The following is a 13215-nucleotide window of genomic DNA, read 5'->3' on the forward strand; positions in this document are numbered from 1 at the left end:
CGTATCAACCCCTTGTGTTAATCACTAAATAAAATAAAGCAGCGGTTAGGCTGCTTTTAATCGTTGAATGGACTTATATACAACCCTTGGGCTTTCCAGAACTCCTCTTCCCATTCATCCTTATAGACAGAAACTCGCTTGCCATCACCTCTAACGATCTCAATCTTTTCTCTCATGATTGGTGTGACCATGGGTTGTAGAATAGGATCGACAATTGATTCTGTTATTGGGTGAGGCACCTTTATGACAGCTTGCATTTGCTTTATACCACATTTAGAACATATTTGATCATTCGTGCTGTCCTCTATATCAACCCACTCATGTTGGCATTTGTCCATTCTAATCACTCCTTATGCTAATTGCTTTGTGTATTTGGACATAAAAAAGAGCACCCATGTAGGATGCTATAAATCACTCAATTTTCTCGTAGTTCATAAAATGTCTAGGAGCTTTCCAATTGATTCTAATAAACTTTACTCCTCTTTCATCTGATTCAGCATACGCATGAATATTACCAGGGTAATCCTCGGGGTTATTGTTATAGTAATCTTTGTGATGATAGCTGATCGCATAATAAGTTAAATTGTCATCTGAGTTTTTTAACTTCTGAATTTCCGGCGATTCATAATATTCTTCTAATTTCTTTTTCTTGGGTAAATAGCTCTTGATTATCTTTAGTGCTTTTTTATCCGTTATTCTTTTCTTTTTTGTATTTTCAATATAAATTTCTATATTATTGACACATTTATCGTCGGTATCATCAATATGCAATATACGTTTATCGCTATTGTCATAGTCACCGATAGTTATTAAGCCTTTTTTTGTCTTTTTTCTATACTTCTCAAATTTCTTAACACCGTCACAATACCTCGGATGCTTTTTATTTGTTACTACAGATAGCCCCGATAACTTTTTTTCTTTAGCATAAACTGAATTGAAGCTAGTAAATGTTATCGAGAAAATCATACAAGTCATAATAAGTAATTTGATATATTTCATTTCTTCCTCTCCTTTCGTCAGCTTACTACTTTCGACAAAAGAAGTGATTTCCCCTTTCTGGTCCTCATGCTAAAATAAGCTTTGGACTCCAAGGAAAGGTGATTCAGCATGGAAGAGAAGAAAGAATATGATTTAACGATTGTTTATGATTACAAAGACCACCCCGACATCATATCTGGCCGCTGCGACAATTGCGGTAATGCTCAGTTTAAGAGTTCAATGAAAGACGGCATCTTTCTCAGAGAGTGCCGCGAGTGTGGGATGAAAAAGATTATTTAATCTCTGCTGGTAGTGTGATTGCTGCCAGCTTTTTTATTTACCAAAAGACTGAACCCTTCTGCGCATATCCTCGCCTCACTCAAATTCTTGCATTTTAGCAAATTCCAATAATCCTAAAAGCTCCGTAATGCTTAATCCTGTGTTGTACCGGTATAACATCTCGTCTTCACCTTCTACCAACACAATAAGAGATTTCGCACCCACTTTTTTGATGATATCTGCCGCCTGCTTTAATACATCATCTGGAGTATAATCCCCGTTTTTACGTATGCGATGTTTCTTTAGATCGTCCATCCTACTTCCTCCTAATCCTGCCATTCACCCGCTTATAGGTGTCTTTCTTGCTCATGAGTTCTGCCCAGTTGATCTTTTCTTCTTTCTTCCCCTTAGCCTGGCGCTTCTTCTGTTTCTCCCTTAGTTGCTCCCCTATAGTCATCGTTCTCACTCCCCCTGTATTTTCTTCTCTGCTGGTATTACTCAGGGAATAATCTCAGCACAAAAGAAAAACACCCGCCTAAGCGAGTGCTCTCTACCCATCACGGGCCAACGCAAGCGACTGCCACTTTATTAGGAGCGTGAGCTCGGTAGTGACAATCGCTTATAGTGCCTACTTTCCGCTTTAGTATAGCGGCGACCAGGATAACCCCGATCCTTCGGCTGATGTGCGCTATTCTGTTCCTGATCGACCGAGCCATCTTGTCAGGTAAGATGTTTATCCCGGCTAAAATGCCGCATCGGTCAACATTTCGCGCATAAGTGAAGGTGAGGATTTGCACCTCACAACTTGGCCTTTGCTATATGTGGTCTGATATGGAGTTCCGTCTCTGCTCCGAGCATCAGTGGCCGCTAACGTTCAATACTCGGAAAACATATAGCATTCAACTGTCTACCTATTCCAGCACTTCACTAGAGGTTTCTCCATCTAAACTGGACACTCGCAAGTGGGGGATGTTACTCACGAATGGACAGTTTACAAGAAGAAAAGCCGCCATATAGACGGCCTGTATTAAGATTGCTTTTAGTTGCATGGATGCGTCTCGTTTTCCAGGCGAGTACGCTAGTTTGATTATCGACCGTGTGAGGATTTCCCTCATACTCTTATTTTCGCACCTGCCAAACAAAAATGCGAAGATTACCCAATTTACCCATTTAACCCATTGCGCTTGAGTTATAAATGAACACTATCACTTGTCACTGAATTTTGCTTTTAGTCTTTCGTATTCCTCTCGTTCTTTCTTTTCCTGAGCCATACGAAACTCTTCCTTTCTCTTTTCTGCAAGTTCTCTCTGCTTCTTTTTATACGCTTCAATATCAAAGATTCCTCGTTTGGATAGTTCTTCTCTAAGATACTTGCTGCCTTCGATATATTGGACTGCATAAGGTTTTGGCAGTACCTTTGTTCTCTTTGTCTCTCCATAATCCTCATCCAAATCCTGTGTAATGACTATTACACACCCATCCTCAGTAGCAATGGTAACGTTATCCGCAAATTGTGCAATATGAGTAAAAGCGATTGTCTTGCCTTCTAACTCAGGAATGTTTTCATATTCTAAAACTCTCATTTCCTTCTTCCTTTCTGCTTTTTATTCCGCCAACTTCGATACAATGTCATCATATAGCCTTTGCGCCGAGCTTTGAGACAATCCCAAATGCCTGCCTGCAGCTGTCACGTTATATCCATCTAGCAAACAATCAAGCATCGCCTGTTCTTTTTCATCCACTACATTATCCAGTCGATCAATGATATAGCCGATCTCCTCTTCGTATTTCATCACTCTCTGGCGTTTGCGTTCCCTCCTTGCACATTCCGCTTCCACTGGACGCCCGACACCGCTTCCCTTTGGCATGCTGGCTTCTATTCCGTATTGCGCTGTGCTGCTGCTTTCCACGCTTTCTAATTCATTCTTGAGCCGTTGGACTTCTTTAATCTTCCAGTGATAGTTGCGTACAATGTCATATACTTGGTATTTGTTGATTTTAATTGTCCGACTCATGCTCATTTCCCCTTTTCTTATTCCGGTTTATTTGCTGCCTTTTGTAGTTTTAACTCTTTTTCATACCGCCCGATCTGATTCCACATATCATATTGCTGCGTTTCTAGATACCGCTGTTGCCGCTGTATTTTCTTTAACTGAATCACCAGAGAAAAGAATCCTAAGAGTAATACTGTGATAGTTGCCCATATTCCGATCATGAAATTTTCATCCTTCCTGTTTATGATCCGACCTCATTCTGATATTTAGCCACGCTCTGTAAGGCGTTTATTTCTACCTTTAACGCTTCCATTGCACTCAGTGCTGATTTGTATGTCCCCTCTGCTAAATCACGTTCTAGCTTAAAATAAGAGGTATTTCCACGGGCCATATCCGGTATTAAAGTAGTCGGTATGTTTTCAGCCCGCAGTTTCATCATTTCTTCAGCGAGTTTTTGGCGATATGCATTTTCTGTCACAGCTTTTTGCTCTGCTAGTTTGAATATTTGACGTTGAATCTTATCCAGCCGTTTCGTAGCTTGATAGATTAGTTGCACTACAGATGTTAACTCCACTTACTCACCTTCTTTTATGGTCACTCTACTCATTTTTCCTAAATTTAAAATGCTTTTATCAGGCAAAGTAAGATGCCCGGGTTTATCATCTGCAAACGCAACCTCAACAAGCTCCTCTAACCCTTTTATTGCTTCCTGTGTTATTTCAGTAAACGGACCATACTCTTCTTTAACTCCGTTGTCGTAAAGGACCTCTATAGTACATTTCATTGATTTATCCTCGCTTTCAGTAGAGACCTAAAACACTTCTCACAGTAATGTGAACGTGGATTGGTTTTCTCTTTGCCGCAATCAATGCAATGTTTTGTTTTCATCTTTTCCGCACCCGCTCTCTTCTTTACTTCCAGCTACGTTTGCAAATTCGATATATTTCCATTAGTTCTTTTTCTGTTAGTTTTTCTAACCTATATTGGTTCCAATCCCATCTGCCATACGATCCCGAATATTCTCCGCACTTGTCTATAAGTGGGTGATCCATCACACCGTAGTTAGGTTCTGATCCTTTCACCAAAGAAACTAAATCTTCTTTTTCTAACTCAAGTCTTAACTTTACCTTCTCTTTCTCTTCCGGTTGAAAGGTTAATTTAATTTCAATCGTCTGCCAGCCTGTATATTGCTTTGCGTTTTTATATCCACCATTTGCATCTTGATAGTGATATTCGGAAGAAAATCCCGCTTCATGAACTGGAACGCCGTTTTCTAAACGATTAGCTATGTCTCGCAAATAAGCAGTTGCTTCTGCTTTCTCTTTTTCACTTAATCTGTCAAAAAACCTCATCTCCGCCGCACCCCTTTATTTAATTTTCTTCAACACTTCCTGCTGCACCTTAATTGGCTCGTATTCGCCTTTTAAACCCCTTCCGATCTGCGCTAACACATAAGCATCAGTTATATTGTCCGAATCACTGTAGAAGCCCCAGCGCTTATTTACTTCCACTGCTACTTTTCGTTTATCTGCCTTCCCGCTGCCTGTTGCATATTTCTTCAGAGCTGTTGGTGCAACCACATAAAATGGGATGTTTCTCTTGGATAATTCCATTCGTATTGCCCAACCGATGCCACCGAGAAGGAATCCGGTCTTGCTTGCATAACCGAACCCCTCGATGACCACAACATCTTTTTCACTTATACAATCCATTACATCGAAGATGAGCAATAGCATATCGTCTGGAGTTGTGATGTTTTTATAAACAAATTCCTCTTCGTAAAGCACCTCGCCGCTTGGCGAAAGGATGCACACTCCTGTTTTAGTTGATAAATCCAATCCCACATATCTCATATCAGTATCCGTTCTCCTGTCTGGCGTGGTTGACTTCTTTCCAAATACGCCTTGCTTCAATGTTTACCACTGTACATCTTTTCAATCCGAATACTTCTGCAACTTTCCCTTTATCGAAACCTTCATCACATAACACTCTGATCATACGAACTTGCTCTTCGTCTATTTTGGTTGTCCAAGGTTTACCTGTATATCGTCTTCCTTTAGCAATCATGTCGTGCATATTATCTAATTGAGTACCTATAAATAAATGATTAGGATTTACGCACTTGCGATTATCACATTTATGACAAACCAATTTATCTTTAGGGAGATTCCCGTAGTGTAATTGGTAAGAAAATCTGTGAGCATATACATTTTTTTGTTTTTCTTTTAATTGCCCATATCCATTGGGCGTGATATAACCTTTCCATTCCCAGCATTCATTATCATCACCTTTTTCAACGCGTTTCCAAAAGGCTGATTCGGTATCATAATCTTTTCTAACTCTTGTGCGATTGCTATGTCCTTTCAAAAATTTAGGCGGATATTTCTTATGGTGTTTTTTGAAAGGTATTTCTTTATTACATCCACATTGACAAAAGAATTTCTCCAAAGAAAACTCCCCCTCAATATCCATTTTCCTGTCTCAAGTGATTGATCTTATTCTTTGCCATATAACTTTCTTCAATCTGTTCCCATGTGAAGCCGAGCATTTGACCAAGACCATTGAATATTCCCCAAATCCATTTGTAATTCAAATAATTATTGAGCTGTTGAAAATCACTTATCGCTTTAAAGAGGTGATGGAATTGTGTAGTTATACTGCCTGAAACTAATGTTTTTTCAAATTCCACGCCATTCCATTTACACTCCACACCAATCGATAAGATGAAATGCAGGCAGTCCACGTATTCTTCTAAGAGTGGGTTCGCACCTTTTACAACGCCCCAACCATTGCATTGTTTGCAGATCACCTTATTTTTCTTTTCTTTCATGTTTTTAAATGTATTGTAGTAACCACCGCTACCTCGACAAGATTCACAAATAACTGCTGTTCTCGGCTCTTGATCATGACTCCACTTCTTAAACCCGCGCCATTCATTCGCACATTCTCCAAGCTCTACTTGCAGGGCAAGGGTTTTCCAGTCAAGGTTGTCTTGCCCTCTTAATTCTGGATGTTCGTCCATAATCCGCTCATCAAGCACCTTTTGCATTTCAAACAGCTTCGTTAGATTCATTCTCCAACACCTCGTCTATTTTGATTTGGATCTTCTCAAATTCCGCATCTTCTTTCTCCTGCTTTTTCTTACAGACAGGTCCCATACCTGCATCCATGCTCTTTTGTGATCTCAAAGGACGGTTGCAGCGTTCACATAGTTTCATTGCGCCTTCCTCCCATCGTTTAAAAAACCTCTGTTTCGTTTCTTACGCTTTCGCCATTCTCCTAACTCATGCGGTTGCACAGTAGGAGTGTTGATTGCTTCCTCCATGGTCCAGCCGTTTCTATTCACTCGGTTTAGTACCGTGACTTTTTTTAACCCATTCTTTTTCATGATCTGCAGTTGTTTATCAGTAAATCGTGTTGCTCTCTTGGCGTTCTCTTTTCCTACTTCCTTACGGCTCATAGGAGGAACGGAAGCTGCTTGTTCTTCCGTCCACCCTAATTCCTTAATACGCCGAGCATACAGCCTTCTAGATACACCATTCTTTTCAGCAAGTTTTACCATGCTCTCATTCAGTTTGTTTCTACTCAATATCGGTGTGTTAACAGCACGTTCTATATCCCATCCAAACTCCCGTACTCTTCTTTCAAGCGTTCTCTTGTTTATTCCGTTGGCTTCTGCTCGGGCGTAATCATCAGGAGTAATGTAATAGTGACGCTTCATGGTTTCACCTCTTAGAATGGCAAGTCGTCCGAACTCACATCAAATGGCTCGCTATTTCCCTGGAAAGGGTCACCTGGATCAGCGTTGTATCTTGGGGCTTGCTGTTGACTGTCGCTATTTCTTGGTTTCACCGGCAAATCAAAGTCCCTCACATTAATTTCATGGACTTTAACTTTCCTACCTTCGTTATTCTCGTATGTTCTTGTCTGTAATGGTCCGCTGATCGTGAAGTGATCACCTTTCTTCACATAATCTGCTAATACTTTCGCGCCATTCCCCCAGCAAACAAAATCTAGAAAGTCAGTCGGGTACTCTCCCTCAACTTTGTAATTTCGTTGTACAGCGATTGTGCCGCTGGCTACCGACTTCCCCGCTGGTGTAAACTTAATTTCAATTTCCTTGACACTCCTGCCGCTTACGATAATGTTATTCATTCTGTTTCCTCCTCGGTTTCCATTAAGTTCCCCTTGTTGTTCGCCTATCCTTGACGATATATTTATATTGGTGAATTATTGTCTTTTTCGGATTGATGCGTGAAAAGGTTGTGTTGTTAGCCTACCGCACTACGCCATTAAACTCTGGCTACATTTAGATAGTCTTCAAAGCTTTTTCCGGTATTCTTTTGCCATTTCTTGAAATTCTTTTTGTCCAATCTCTCCATTTTTCTCGTTGCTTTTGGGTCTTTACCAAAAAGACCTAACAGATAACACCATCTTATCGCTTGACCATATACGGGTGTTCCGTCTGCCGAAAACCATAACTTTAGATAGAGCACACAATCACTCCTTTGCTTTTCGTTTCTACTCCTCTTTAAACTCCCACACGTTACCTCGCTGGATTAATACATCATGCGTCTTGCTATATCCGCTCATTTTCTTGATAGCTTCCTTGTTGATTCCCTGTTCAAAAATAGTGATAATTCTCAACTGCTCGTTATCCAGTGTGGCTGCTTTAGTTTCCACGACCCGCCTAGTCAACTTTCTCCACCCCTTCAAAGAATCGTTCAAACAATTCATCTGTCGGCCGCTCGATCTTCCCTTCTTTCCAGAGATCGTATTTATCTTTGAAATAGTCCTCTGAAAACCGTTCTCTCGCTTCTTCTCTTAGCTTTTCTGCTAGTTCTGGCTGTTCATGTACTTGGCGATGATGAAGGTTGCATAACGGCGCTCCGTTGCGTGGATTGTTTCTGCCTAGCCCACTTCTGAATTTTCGGTGATGGTACTCAACATAAGGACTGTAGCAGAATAAACAACCGTCGCCGTATAGTTCGATGATTTTTTGTTTATCTTTCAAGGTGAACTCGGACCGCTTTGCTCTGGACGGGATCTTGATACCCTTGTAATCTACTTTCTTTGTTTGTCGCTTTCGTCGATTAAATCTTTTTGGCTTGTATTTAGGCGTATCCTTCTCTCGCTGATGACCCGCCAGCTGCTGCTCTTTTGAATAAGGTTGTAACTCGAACTTCATGCGATCCCCCATTCTCCGACTAATAACTCTCGCATGAGTTTGCTTTGTTTTGTTGTTTTTTCAAGTCGGCGAGATAAATAGTTATGAGATTCTTTTAAACTCTCCAACTCAGCCGATTTTTTATACAATTCATTTTTAAGTTCCGAATTCTCCTCTTTTACTGTTCTTAATTCCTCTGCGATTTCTGAAGCTTTTTCGTTCACTTCTTTCAACTTTTGATTCTCTGTCATTAATTCCATGTTTGATTGTTTTATAGATTCATGCTCATTATCAATATTCTTTAGTTGCTTCTCTGCTTGTGCTGCTCTATATTGCCATTCGGCTTTTTCTTCTTTTAACTTTTTGATTGCCGCTTCTAACACATCGTATTTCTGTTCTCCTGCTGTTTCCAATGTTTCTTTAATTACTTTTGTAGCTTCACTATTTGTTTGTTTTTCTCGACGTTCCAACGCCTGTTTAATAGCTTTGTCGTTCCTTTTCACCCAGTTGTGTACGGTCACATCCGATACACCCTTTAGTTTTCCGATTGCTACAAAAGATTTCTTTTCAACGTGTTTTAATTGAACAAATTCATCAACCGTCATTTGTAATTTTCCCACTTTCTCTTCTCCCCTCTCGTAACTAGTCCAGTAGTTACCTAATTTCGCTGATAACCTTGATACTTGAACCTGGCTAATCCCCAGAATCTTTCCGATTTCCTTTTGGGTTTTACCTTGCATCCGCAACTCAGTGATCTTTCTCAATTTTTCAGGTAGCGTTCTTAAAAAGTCATCAACAATTACACTTGTATCATCTTCACAATTTCCGATTGTTTCGGCTACCAAGGAAGTATTCTGATCTTTTCCTGGAATCGTTGCGTCTAAATGAGTCAACTCTACAGACATAAATTCAAGCGCCGTTTGTGCATCTTTAATGGAGCAACCAATCTTTTCGGCTATTTCTTCCGGCGAACAATCCCCCAGCTGATGAACACCAATCTTCATAACCGCATCTTTAACTGGCCGACTTACCTTAAAAAATCTGTTCTCGTCCCTAAAAAGCCGCCTGATCACTCCTTCTACCCAAACACCCAGAAAAGTGATAAATTTAACACCCGCTTTACTGTCAAACCTCTCAAAAGCCTTGATCATTCCCTCTTTAGCAACAGTCATTAAATCATCCAATTCTAGCCCGTATCGGTGTGCCCTCTTTAGGAATTTGCGTGAAATTTTATACAAAAACTTGTAGTACTTTTCCCACACATCCTCCAAAGACATAAGCTCTCCATCAATCTCCCTTTGCACAGCCTCACTTCCCTGCTATGATTTCTTTTATCAGGTCTGTATTCAACTCTTTCATCATTTTCAAAGTTCTTACTCTCGCTTTTTGTGACCGTCTATACTCAGTTAGTCGCCGTTGTCGCTCCTCTTCGCTCGGTTTCGGATTAACTGAAGCATTTAAACTCTCCCATTGACGTTGGTACTGATCCCTTGTTAGCTCGTTTTCAAATAATTTGTTTTGTGTATTTTGCATATTGTTATCTATGTTCACTTGCTTTCCTCCGCTTCTGTCAGCTGCTTGAGCCATTCCCGATCATTTGTATCTAAGGCCATGTTAATGTGCAGCCGTTTTAAGTCGTCCAATTCCCCTGGCAATAACTTGTCATCACTCCTGGATAACTGATGATGTTGAAACCGCTGTTCTCCTTTGATTTTTCCGTCCTGAATGACAAACACCATGGCATCGTGGTAGGTTGCTTCTAAGATGAATCCTGTGGCGTTTCTGTTTCTGATTGAAACCCAATTACCTACAAGGAAAACAGATTGATACATTTAGTATCCCTCCACGCATTTATTTTTTCGATTTGCGTTTTCTTGGCGGTGTTGTTAAAGCCTCTTTGGGTGTCATGCCGTCTTTCATCCGACGGAATACCGTCGCATAGTTCATTTTGTATTCTCTGCACCAGCTTGCTAGAGTTTTTGTGACACCATCAATTGTGATATGTCGACTCTGGCGTGTGTTGCTCGCCTGTTCCTGCTTAGTTATCCATGAACAATTACTCGGTTCATAATCTCCGTTGCAATCTTTTCTCTCTAAAGTCAAATTGTCTTCATATCCGTTCGATAGTGCCCACTCTCTAAAGATTTCAAAGTCTTCGCTCCACTCTTTACAGACTGACACCCCTCTGCCTCCATAATTCTTATAATCTTTTGAATTAGGATTATTGCACCTTGATTTCATTCCTGCCCATATCCTATAAAGGCGCGTTCTACTTTGAAGGTGGATGCTATTTCTTTTAATAAGATTCTCTCTACTTAAACACCCGCAACTTTTAACGCTTCCGTTTTTTAAATCGTATATGGACACAACTTTTTCTTTTTTGCAGTCACAAACGCATTTATACTTTTTTATCCGATTAATTTTAGAGTGAAATTCGGTGATTGTTAGACGACTATATTTTTTTCCGATATTCTCGTCTTCTATCATGGTTTGTCACTCCTTTTTATTTTTCAATCGTCCACTTTCCTGAAACGAATTCAGCAATCGTTATGCTTTTTTCAACAAAGTCTCTAAAATAATTTTCAGTGCTAAAACTATGTGTCGTATATGTCGTGTATAAGGTAACAACCTTTCCTTCTTTTAAAGCCTTCATTGCTTCTTCCAAGCTGACGTATTGAGGAATGATTCGCCATTTTCGTTCTTTGTACAGTGGAATTATATCCTTGAATGTATCCTTGTCCTCGTCTACGAATGTAAGGCCATACTTCCATGAGACTGTGTATTCTTCTTTTTCATCCGTCGCTATTTCGTTTGGTTTTAATTGATCAATAAGCTGTCCGATCGTTAGCCATTCGCTCATTGTTTAATCCCTCCACTTAAATAGTTACCGCTTCATATTCCGTCCACTGTTGACCCGCTCTTTTTAGGATGTTTGCTACATGCTGGATAGAGGAGCCGATTTGCTCGCTAATTTCTCTGTATGTCTTTTCTTCCATTCGCCCAGTTATAACCGCTTGATAATCTGCTGGAAGCCTAGCAATGAAGTTATTCACCTCTACCGCTGTGTTATCTTCTCTTTCGCCAATTACTTCATGTATCAGCAAGTTACCTCGTTTATTTGCCGGACTTTCCAACTTGATATATTTCGTCTGCAAGAATCGCTCGATGCCTTCTGCTACTTGTTGGCTGCACTCATACTTTTCAGCGATTTCCGCCGCTGTTAAGTCCGTATCTCCGTTATGTTTGATTAACCGGATCATTTCATAAATATGATTTGGAATATAGAGCCGCTGGTTTTTATGACACTCTCTCATGATTCTTGTCCGTATGGCTGTTCCTAAGTAGGTCAGGAACTTGCACCCTTTGCTTTCATCAAACTTGCCGTAACAGACAACCAGCGCTTCTGTCCCGATGCTTATTAAGTCGTCAAGGTCCAATCCTGCTTGTTTTCCGATGATTCTGTATTTATAAGCCATCATTCTGATAAAGTTGATGTGCTTGTGATATAGCTGTTCTACGCTTATTTGCTCGCCGTCAATTGTTTTCATGATTCACCCTATATGATCTTTTTGATCATGTTGGTTCTCCTTTTTATTAATTTTTTAATACTTATCGCTTTTTGATTTAACCGTTACATTTGCTTCAAACGTACAAACCACTTCAACTATCCTGATATTTTCCGCTTTGTGTATGCCACCTTTAATTAACGATTCGCATTCGCTTTGCGCTTTCTTTAAATCATCAAAAGAATGAGTGTAATTGTTCCAGTCCTTCGCGTTGCCCGCACTATTTATAATCGCATCAAACCCTCGTAAACTATTTTCTTTTCGTGTTTGGATTAAAAACTTCATGTTGGTTCTCCTTTCGGTGTTTTCCTCACGAACTTCGCCTTACTTTATTTCGTCAACCACATAAGTTTTCGGACCTTCATACTCGCTGATTTTGTCAATGATGCCATTTAAAACTCTTATTTCATCCGCGTTTAACACCTTTTGAGCTGTCTCTCTATTTAGAACTAAGTATTCAACTTTCAAAATGTTCACTCCTTAAGTTGAGAATCCCATATTGGTTTATATTGCATTAGCTCTCTTCTGGTCATCTTTTGCAGTTGTCGTGTAGGATCGTCGCAACGTTCAAAAATGATATAACCTTCTGTGTCCTCGCCCCACACATGTATCAGTTCTTGCTCTTTCTCGTTTTCGTATAAGCAGATGATTTTTTTAACGAGCTTTAGTTTCATTTAAGGTACCAACCTCTTCGACCATGTTGGTTCTCCTTTCGGTGTTTTGTTAACAGAACACGAACTATTTTTTGTTCAACAAGTCCTCTAATGCTTTCTTGTATTTTTGATTTTCTTCTTTCAATTTGTCGTATTCTTCACGCTCAACCCATTCATCATCAGTTCTAGGTGCAACTATCGGAAAATAAACAGAATTATCATTTGCTAATAATTTTAAAACCTCTAGGTAAACATCCATTTTTGTGTGACCGTATACTACATATCCACGAAAACGACCTCTGTAATGCTTTGTTCTGCTGCCGACTGGACAAAATTGTTTAGTGTTGTGTTTGCAATATACATAAGAATCGAAACCTTCTTTGTTATGTTCAATTTTTAATTTGTGATTTCCTAACACAACTAAAGCGAGTTTAGTGATTTCTTTTTGCACCTCTGCTTTTAATGCTTTATCAGCAAATATCCTAGCTCTCCATTGCAAATCTTCACTCATCTTTACATCTCCTCTATTTCATTATTTGTATCTCATCCGTTCTACTTCCGCTCACCGCTGCATAGGT

28 protein-coding genes are annotated in these 13215 nt (G+C 39.9%); 1 reads left to right on the top strand and 27 read right to left on the bottom strand.

What is annotated here, in order from left to right; genetic code table 11:
* Positions 1–56: 56 nt before the first annotated feature.
* Both MKZ02_RS20035 and MKZ02_RS20040 read right to left on the bottom strand, forming a co-directional pair.
* Positions 57–338: a hypothetical protein gene (locus MKZ02_RS20035; RefSeq protein ID WP_340855763.1), complete on the bottom strand. Its 282-nt coding sequence runs from the start codon at positions 336–338 to the stop codon at positions 57–59.
* Between the two features lie 73 nt (positions 339–411).
* The gene (locus MKZ02_RS20040) at positions 412–999 is read right to left on the bottom strand and encodes a hypothetical protein (RefSeq protein ID WP_340855765.1); all 588 of its coding nucleotides are present in this window, start codon (positions 997–999) and stop codon (positions 412–414) included.
* 108 nt (positions 1000–1107) lie between these two features.
* Between MKZ02_RS20040 and MKZ02_RS20045 the strand changes: the two genes are divergently transcribed.
* Positions 1108–1278 (top strand): hypothetical protein, encoded by a 171-nt coding sequence (locus tag MKZ02_RS20045; protein WP_340855767.1) that lies wholly within the window; start codon positions 1108–1110, stop codon positions 1276–1278.
* 75 nt (positions 1279–1353) lie between these two features.
* On the opposite strand, the gene MKZ02_RS20050 is transcribed toward MKZ02_RS20045, so the two are convergent.
* From MKZ02_RS20050 to MKZ02_RS20170, 25 genes are all read right to left on the bottom strand, one after another.
* Positions 1354–1572 carry a hypothetical protein gene (locus tag MKZ02_RS20050; RefSeq protein ID WP_340855770.1) on the bottom strand — a complete coding sequence of 73 codons (219 nt, stop codon included), beginning with the start codon at positions 1570–1572 and terminating at the stop codon, positions 1354–1356.
* Position 1573: 1 nt separating this feature from the next.
* Positions 1574–1714 (bottom strand): hypothetical protein, encoded by a 141-nt coding sequence (locus MKZ02_RS20055; protein WP_340855772.1) that lies wholly within the window; start codon positions 1712–1714, stop codon positions 1574–1576.
* A gap of 748 nt (positions 1715–2462) precedes the next feature.
* The gene (locus MKZ02_RS20060) at positions 2463–2840 is read right to left on the bottom strand and encodes a hypothetical protein (RefSeq protein ID WP_340855775.1); all 378 of its coding nucleotides are present in this window, start codon (positions 2838–2840) and stop codon (positions 2463–2465) included.
* A gap of 21 nt (positions 2841–2861) precedes the next feature.
* Positions 2862–3272, bottom strand: a complete 411-nt coding sequence (locus MKZ02_RS20065) for a DNA-binding response regulator (protein ID WP_340855777.1) — start codon at positions 3270–3272, stop codon at positions 2862–2864.
* Positions 3273–3289: 17 nt separating this feature from the next.
* A complete protein-coding gene (locus MKZ02_RS20070) occupies positions 3290–3472 on the bottom strand; it encodes a hypothetical protein (RefSeq protein WP_340855779.1) in 183 nt (60 codons plus the stop codon).
* Between the two features lie 20 nt (positions 3473–3492).
* On the bottom strand, positions 3493–3825 hold the full coding sequence (locus MKZ02_RS20075; protein WP_340855781.1) for a hypothetical protein: 333 nt from the start codon (positions 3823–3825) through the stop codon (positions 3493–3495).
* Positions 3826–4035 carry a hypothetical protein gene (locus tag MKZ02_RS20080; protein WP_340855784.1) on the bottom strand — a complete coding sequence of 70 codons (210 nt, stop codon included), beginning with the start codon at positions 4033–4035 and terminating at the stop codon, positions 3826–3828.
* Between the two features lie 127 nt (positions 4036–4162).
* Entirely contained in the window at positions 4163–4603 is a 441-nt protein-coding gene (locus MKZ02_RS20085) for a hypothetical protein (protein WP_340855787.1), read from the bottom strand.
* A 15-nt stretch (positions 4604–4618) separates the two neighbouring features.
* A complete protein-coding gene (locus MKZ02_RS20090) occupies positions 4619–5104 on the bottom strand; it encodes a crossover junction endodeoxyribonuclease RuvC (RefSeq protein ID WP_340855788.1) in 486 nt (161 codons plus the stop codon).
* A gap of 1 nt (position 5105) precedes the next feature.
* Entirely contained in the window at positions 5106–5699 is a 594-nt protein-coding gene (locus MKZ02_RS20095; RefSeq protein ID WP_340855790.1) for an HNH endonuclease signature motif containing protein, read from the bottom strand.
* A 13-nt stretch (positions 5700–5712) separates the two neighbouring features.
* Positions 5713–6324: a dUTP diphosphatase gene (locus MKZ02_RS20100; RefSeq protein WP_340855793.1), complete on the bottom strand. Its 612-nt coding sequence runs from the start codon at positions 6322–6324 to the stop codon at positions 5713–5715.
* Positions 6302–6469 carry a DUF6011 domain-containing protein gene (locus MKZ02_RS20105; RefSeq protein WP_340855795.1) on the bottom strand — a complete coding sequence of 56 codons (168 nt, stop codon included), beginning with the start codon at positions 6467–6469 and terminating at the stop codon, positions 6302–6304. The genes MKZ02_RS20100 and MKZ02_RS20105 overlap by 23 nt, the downstream gene beginning before the upstream one ends.
* On the bottom strand, positions 6466–6972 hold the full coding sequence (locus tag MKZ02_RS20110) for a hypothetical protein (protein ID WP_340855796.1): 507 nt from the start codon (positions 6970–6972) through the stop codon (positions 6466–6468). Before MKZ02_RS20110 ends, MKZ02_RS20105 begins: the two co-directional genes overlap by 4 nt.
* An 11-nt stretch (positions 6973–6983) precedes the next feature.
* Positions 6984–7406 carry a single-stranded DNA-binding protein gene (ssb, locus tag MKZ02_RS20115; protein ID WP_340855799.1) on the bottom strand — a complete coding sequence of 141 codons (423 nt, stop codon included), beginning with the start codon at positions 7404–7406 and terminating at the stop codon, positions 6984–6986.
* A gap of 366 nt (positions 7407–7772) precedes the next feature.
* Complete coding sequence (locus MKZ02_RS20120) at positions 7773–7949, bottom strand: hypothetical protein (RefSeq protein ID WP_340855801.1); 177 nt, start codon at positions 7947–7949, stop codon at positions 7773–7775.
* Positions 7942–8439 (bottom strand): HNH endonuclease signature motif containing protein, encoded by a 498-nt coding sequence (locus tag MKZ02_RS20125; protein ID WP_340855803.1) that lies wholly within the window; start codon positions 8437–8439, stop codon positions 7942–7944. The genes MKZ02_RS20120 and MKZ02_RS20125 overlap by 8 nt, the downstream gene beginning before the upstream one ends.
* Positions 8436–9722, bottom strand: a complete 1287-nt coding sequence (locus MKZ02_RS20130; protein WP_340855804.1) for a sigma-70 family RNA polymerase sigma factor — start codon at positions 9720–9722, stop codon at positions 8436–8438. Before MKZ02_RS20130 ends, MKZ02_RS20125 begins: the two co-directional genes overlap by 4 nt.
* A 4-nt stretch (positions 9723–9726) precedes the next feature.
* Entirely contained in the window at positions 9727–9969 is a 243-nt protein-coding gene (locus MKZ02_RS20135) for a hypothetical protein (RefSeq protein WP_340855807.1), read from the bottom strand.
* Positions 9966–10250 carry a hypothetical protein gene (locus MKZ02_RS20140; protein WP_340855808.1) on the bottom strand — a complete coding sequence of 95 codons (285 nt, stop codon included), beginning with the start codon at positions 10248–10250 and terminating at the stop codon, positions 9966–9968. The genes MKZ02_RS20135 and MKZ02_RS20140 overlap by 4 nt, the downstream gene beginning before the upstream one ends.
* Before the next feature lie 19 nt (positions 10251–10269).
* Positions 10270–10599, bottom strand: a complete 330-nt coding sequence (locus MKZ02_RS20145) for a hypothetical protein (RefSeq protein WP_340855810.1) — start codon at positions 10597–10599, stop codon at positions 10270–10272.
* 322 nt (positions 10600–10921) lie between these two features.
* Positions 10922–11278 carry a hypothetical protein gene (locus MKZ02_RS20150; protein ID WP_340855813.1) on the bottom strand — a complete coding sequence of 119 codons (357 nt, stop codon included), beginning with the start codon at positions 11276–11278 and terminating at the stop codon, positions 10922–10924.
* A 16-nt stretch (positions 11279–11294) separates the two neighbouring features.
* Positions 11295–11966 (bottom strand): sigma-70 family RNA polymerase sigma factor, encoded by a 672-nt coding sequence (locus MKZ02_RS20155; RefSeq protein ID WP_340855814.1) that lies wholly within the window; start codon positions 11964–11966, stop codon positions 11295–11297.
* A gap of 54 nt (positions 11967–12020) precedes the next feature.
* The gene (locus MKZ02_RS20160; RefSeq protein ID WP_340855816.1) at positions 12021–12269 is read right to left on the bottom strand and encodes a hypothetical protein; all 249 of its coding nucleotides are present in this window, start codon (positions 12267–12269) and stop codon (positions 12021–12023) included.
* A 39-nt stretch (positions 12270–12308) separates the two neighbouring features.
* Positions 12309–12452, bottom strand: coding sequence for a hypothetical protein (locus tag MKZ02_RS20165; protein ID WP_340855818.1), 144 nt, complete (start codon positions 12450–12452; stop codon positions 12309–12311).
* A gap of 270 nt (positions 12453–12722) precedes the next feature.
* On the bottom strand, positions 12723–13148 hold the full coding sequence (locus MKZ02_RS20170) for a hypothetical protein (RefSeq protein ID WP_340855820.1): 426 nt from the start codon (positions 13146–13148) through the stop codon (positions 12723–12725).
* Between the last annotated feature and the right edge of the window lie 67 nt (positions 13149–13215).

It is taken from the genome of Pseudobacillus sp. FSL P4-0506, from assembly GCF_038003025.1.
GTDB lineage: Bacteria > Bacillota > Bacilli > Bacillales > Domibacillaceae > Pseudobacillus.

Bases quoted from the DNA above. Each gene is read 5' to 3' on its own strand.
- MKZ02_RS20035 (WP_340855763.1), bottom strand. From the start codon at position 338: ATGGACAAATGCCAACATGAGTGGGTTGATATAGAGGACAGCACGAAT.
- MKZ02_RS20040 (WP_340855765.1), bottom strand. From the start codon at position 999: ATGAAATATATCAAATTACTTATTATGACTTGTATGATTTTCTCGATA.
- MKZ02_RS20045 (WP_340855767.1), top strand. From the start codon at position 1,108: ATGGAAGAGAAGAAAGAATATGATTTAACGATTGTTTATGATTACAAA.
- MKZ02_RS20050 (WP_340855770.1), bottom strand. From the start codon at position 1,572: ATGGACGATCTAAAGAAACATCGCATACGTAAAAACGGGGATTATACT.
- MKZ02_RS20055 (WP_340855772.1), bottom strand. From the start codon at position 1,714: ATGACTATAGGGGAGCAACTAAGGGAGAAACAGAAGAAGCGCCAGGCT.
- MKZ02_RS20060 (WP_340855775.1), bottom strand. From the start codon at position 2,840: ATGAGAGTTTTAGAATATGAAAACATTCCTGAGTTAGAAGGCAAGACA.
- MKZ02_RS20065 (WP_340855777.1), bottom strand. From the start codon at position 3,272: ATGAGTCGGACAATTAAAATCAACAAATACCAAGTATATGACATTGTA.
- MKZ02_RS20070 (WP_340855779.1), bottom strand. From the start codon at position 3,472: ATGATCGGAATATGGGCAACTATCACAGTATTACTCTTAGGATTCTTT.
- MKZ02_RS20080 (WP_340855784.1), bottom strand. From the start codon at position 4,035: ATGAAATGTACTATAGAGGTCCTTTACGACAACGGAGTTAAAGAAGAG.
- MKZ02_RS20085 (WP_340855787.1), bottom strand. From the start codon at position 4,603: ATGAGGTTTTTTGACAGATTAAGTGAAAAAGAGAAAGCAGAAGCAACT.
- MKZ02_RS20090 (WP_340855788.1), bottom strand. From the start codon at position 5,104: ATGAGATATGTGGGATTGGATTTATCAACTAAAACAGGAGTGTGCATC.
- MKZ02_RS20100 (WP_340855793.1), bottom strand. From the start codon at position 6,324: ATGAATCTAACGAAGCTGTTTGAAATGCAAAAGGTGCTTGATGAGCGG.
- MKZ02_RS20105 (WP_340855795.1), bottom strand. From the start codon at position 6,469: ATGAAACTATGTGAACGCTGCAACCGTCCTTTGAGATCACAAAAGAGC.
- MKZ02_RS20110 (WP_340855796.1), bottom strand. From the start codon at position 6,972: ATGAAGCGTCACTATTACATTACTCCTGATGATTACGCCCGAGCAGAA.
- ssb (WP_340855799.1), bottom strand. From the start codon at position 7,406: ATGAATAACATTATCGTAAGCGGCAGGAGTGTCAAGGAAATTGAAATT.
- MKZ02_RS20125 (WP_340855803.1), bottom strand. From the start codon at position 8,439: ATGAAGTTCGAGTTACAACCTTATTCAAAAGAGCAGCAGCTGGCGGGT.
- MKZ02_RS20140 (WP_340855808.1), bottom strand. From the start codon at position 10,250: ATGTATCAATCTGTTTTCCTTGTAGGTAATTGGGTTTCAATCAGAAAC.
- MKZ02_RS20150 (WP_340855813.1), bottom strand. From the start codon at position 11,278: ATGAGCGAATGGCTAACGATCGGACAGCTTATTGATCAATTAAAACCA.
- MKZ02_RS20155 (WP_340855814.1), bottom strand. From the start codon at position 11,966: ATGAAAACAATTGACGGCGAGCAAATAAGCGTAGAACAGCTATATCAC.
- MKZ02_RS20160 (WP_340855816.1), bottom strand. From the start codon at position 12,269: ATGAAGTTTTTAATCCAAACACGAAAAGAAAATAGTTTACGAGGGTTT.
- MKZ02_RS20170 (WP_340855820.1), bottom strand. From the start codon at position 13,148: ATGAGTGAAGATTTGCAATGGAGAGCTAGGATATTTGCTGATAAAGCA.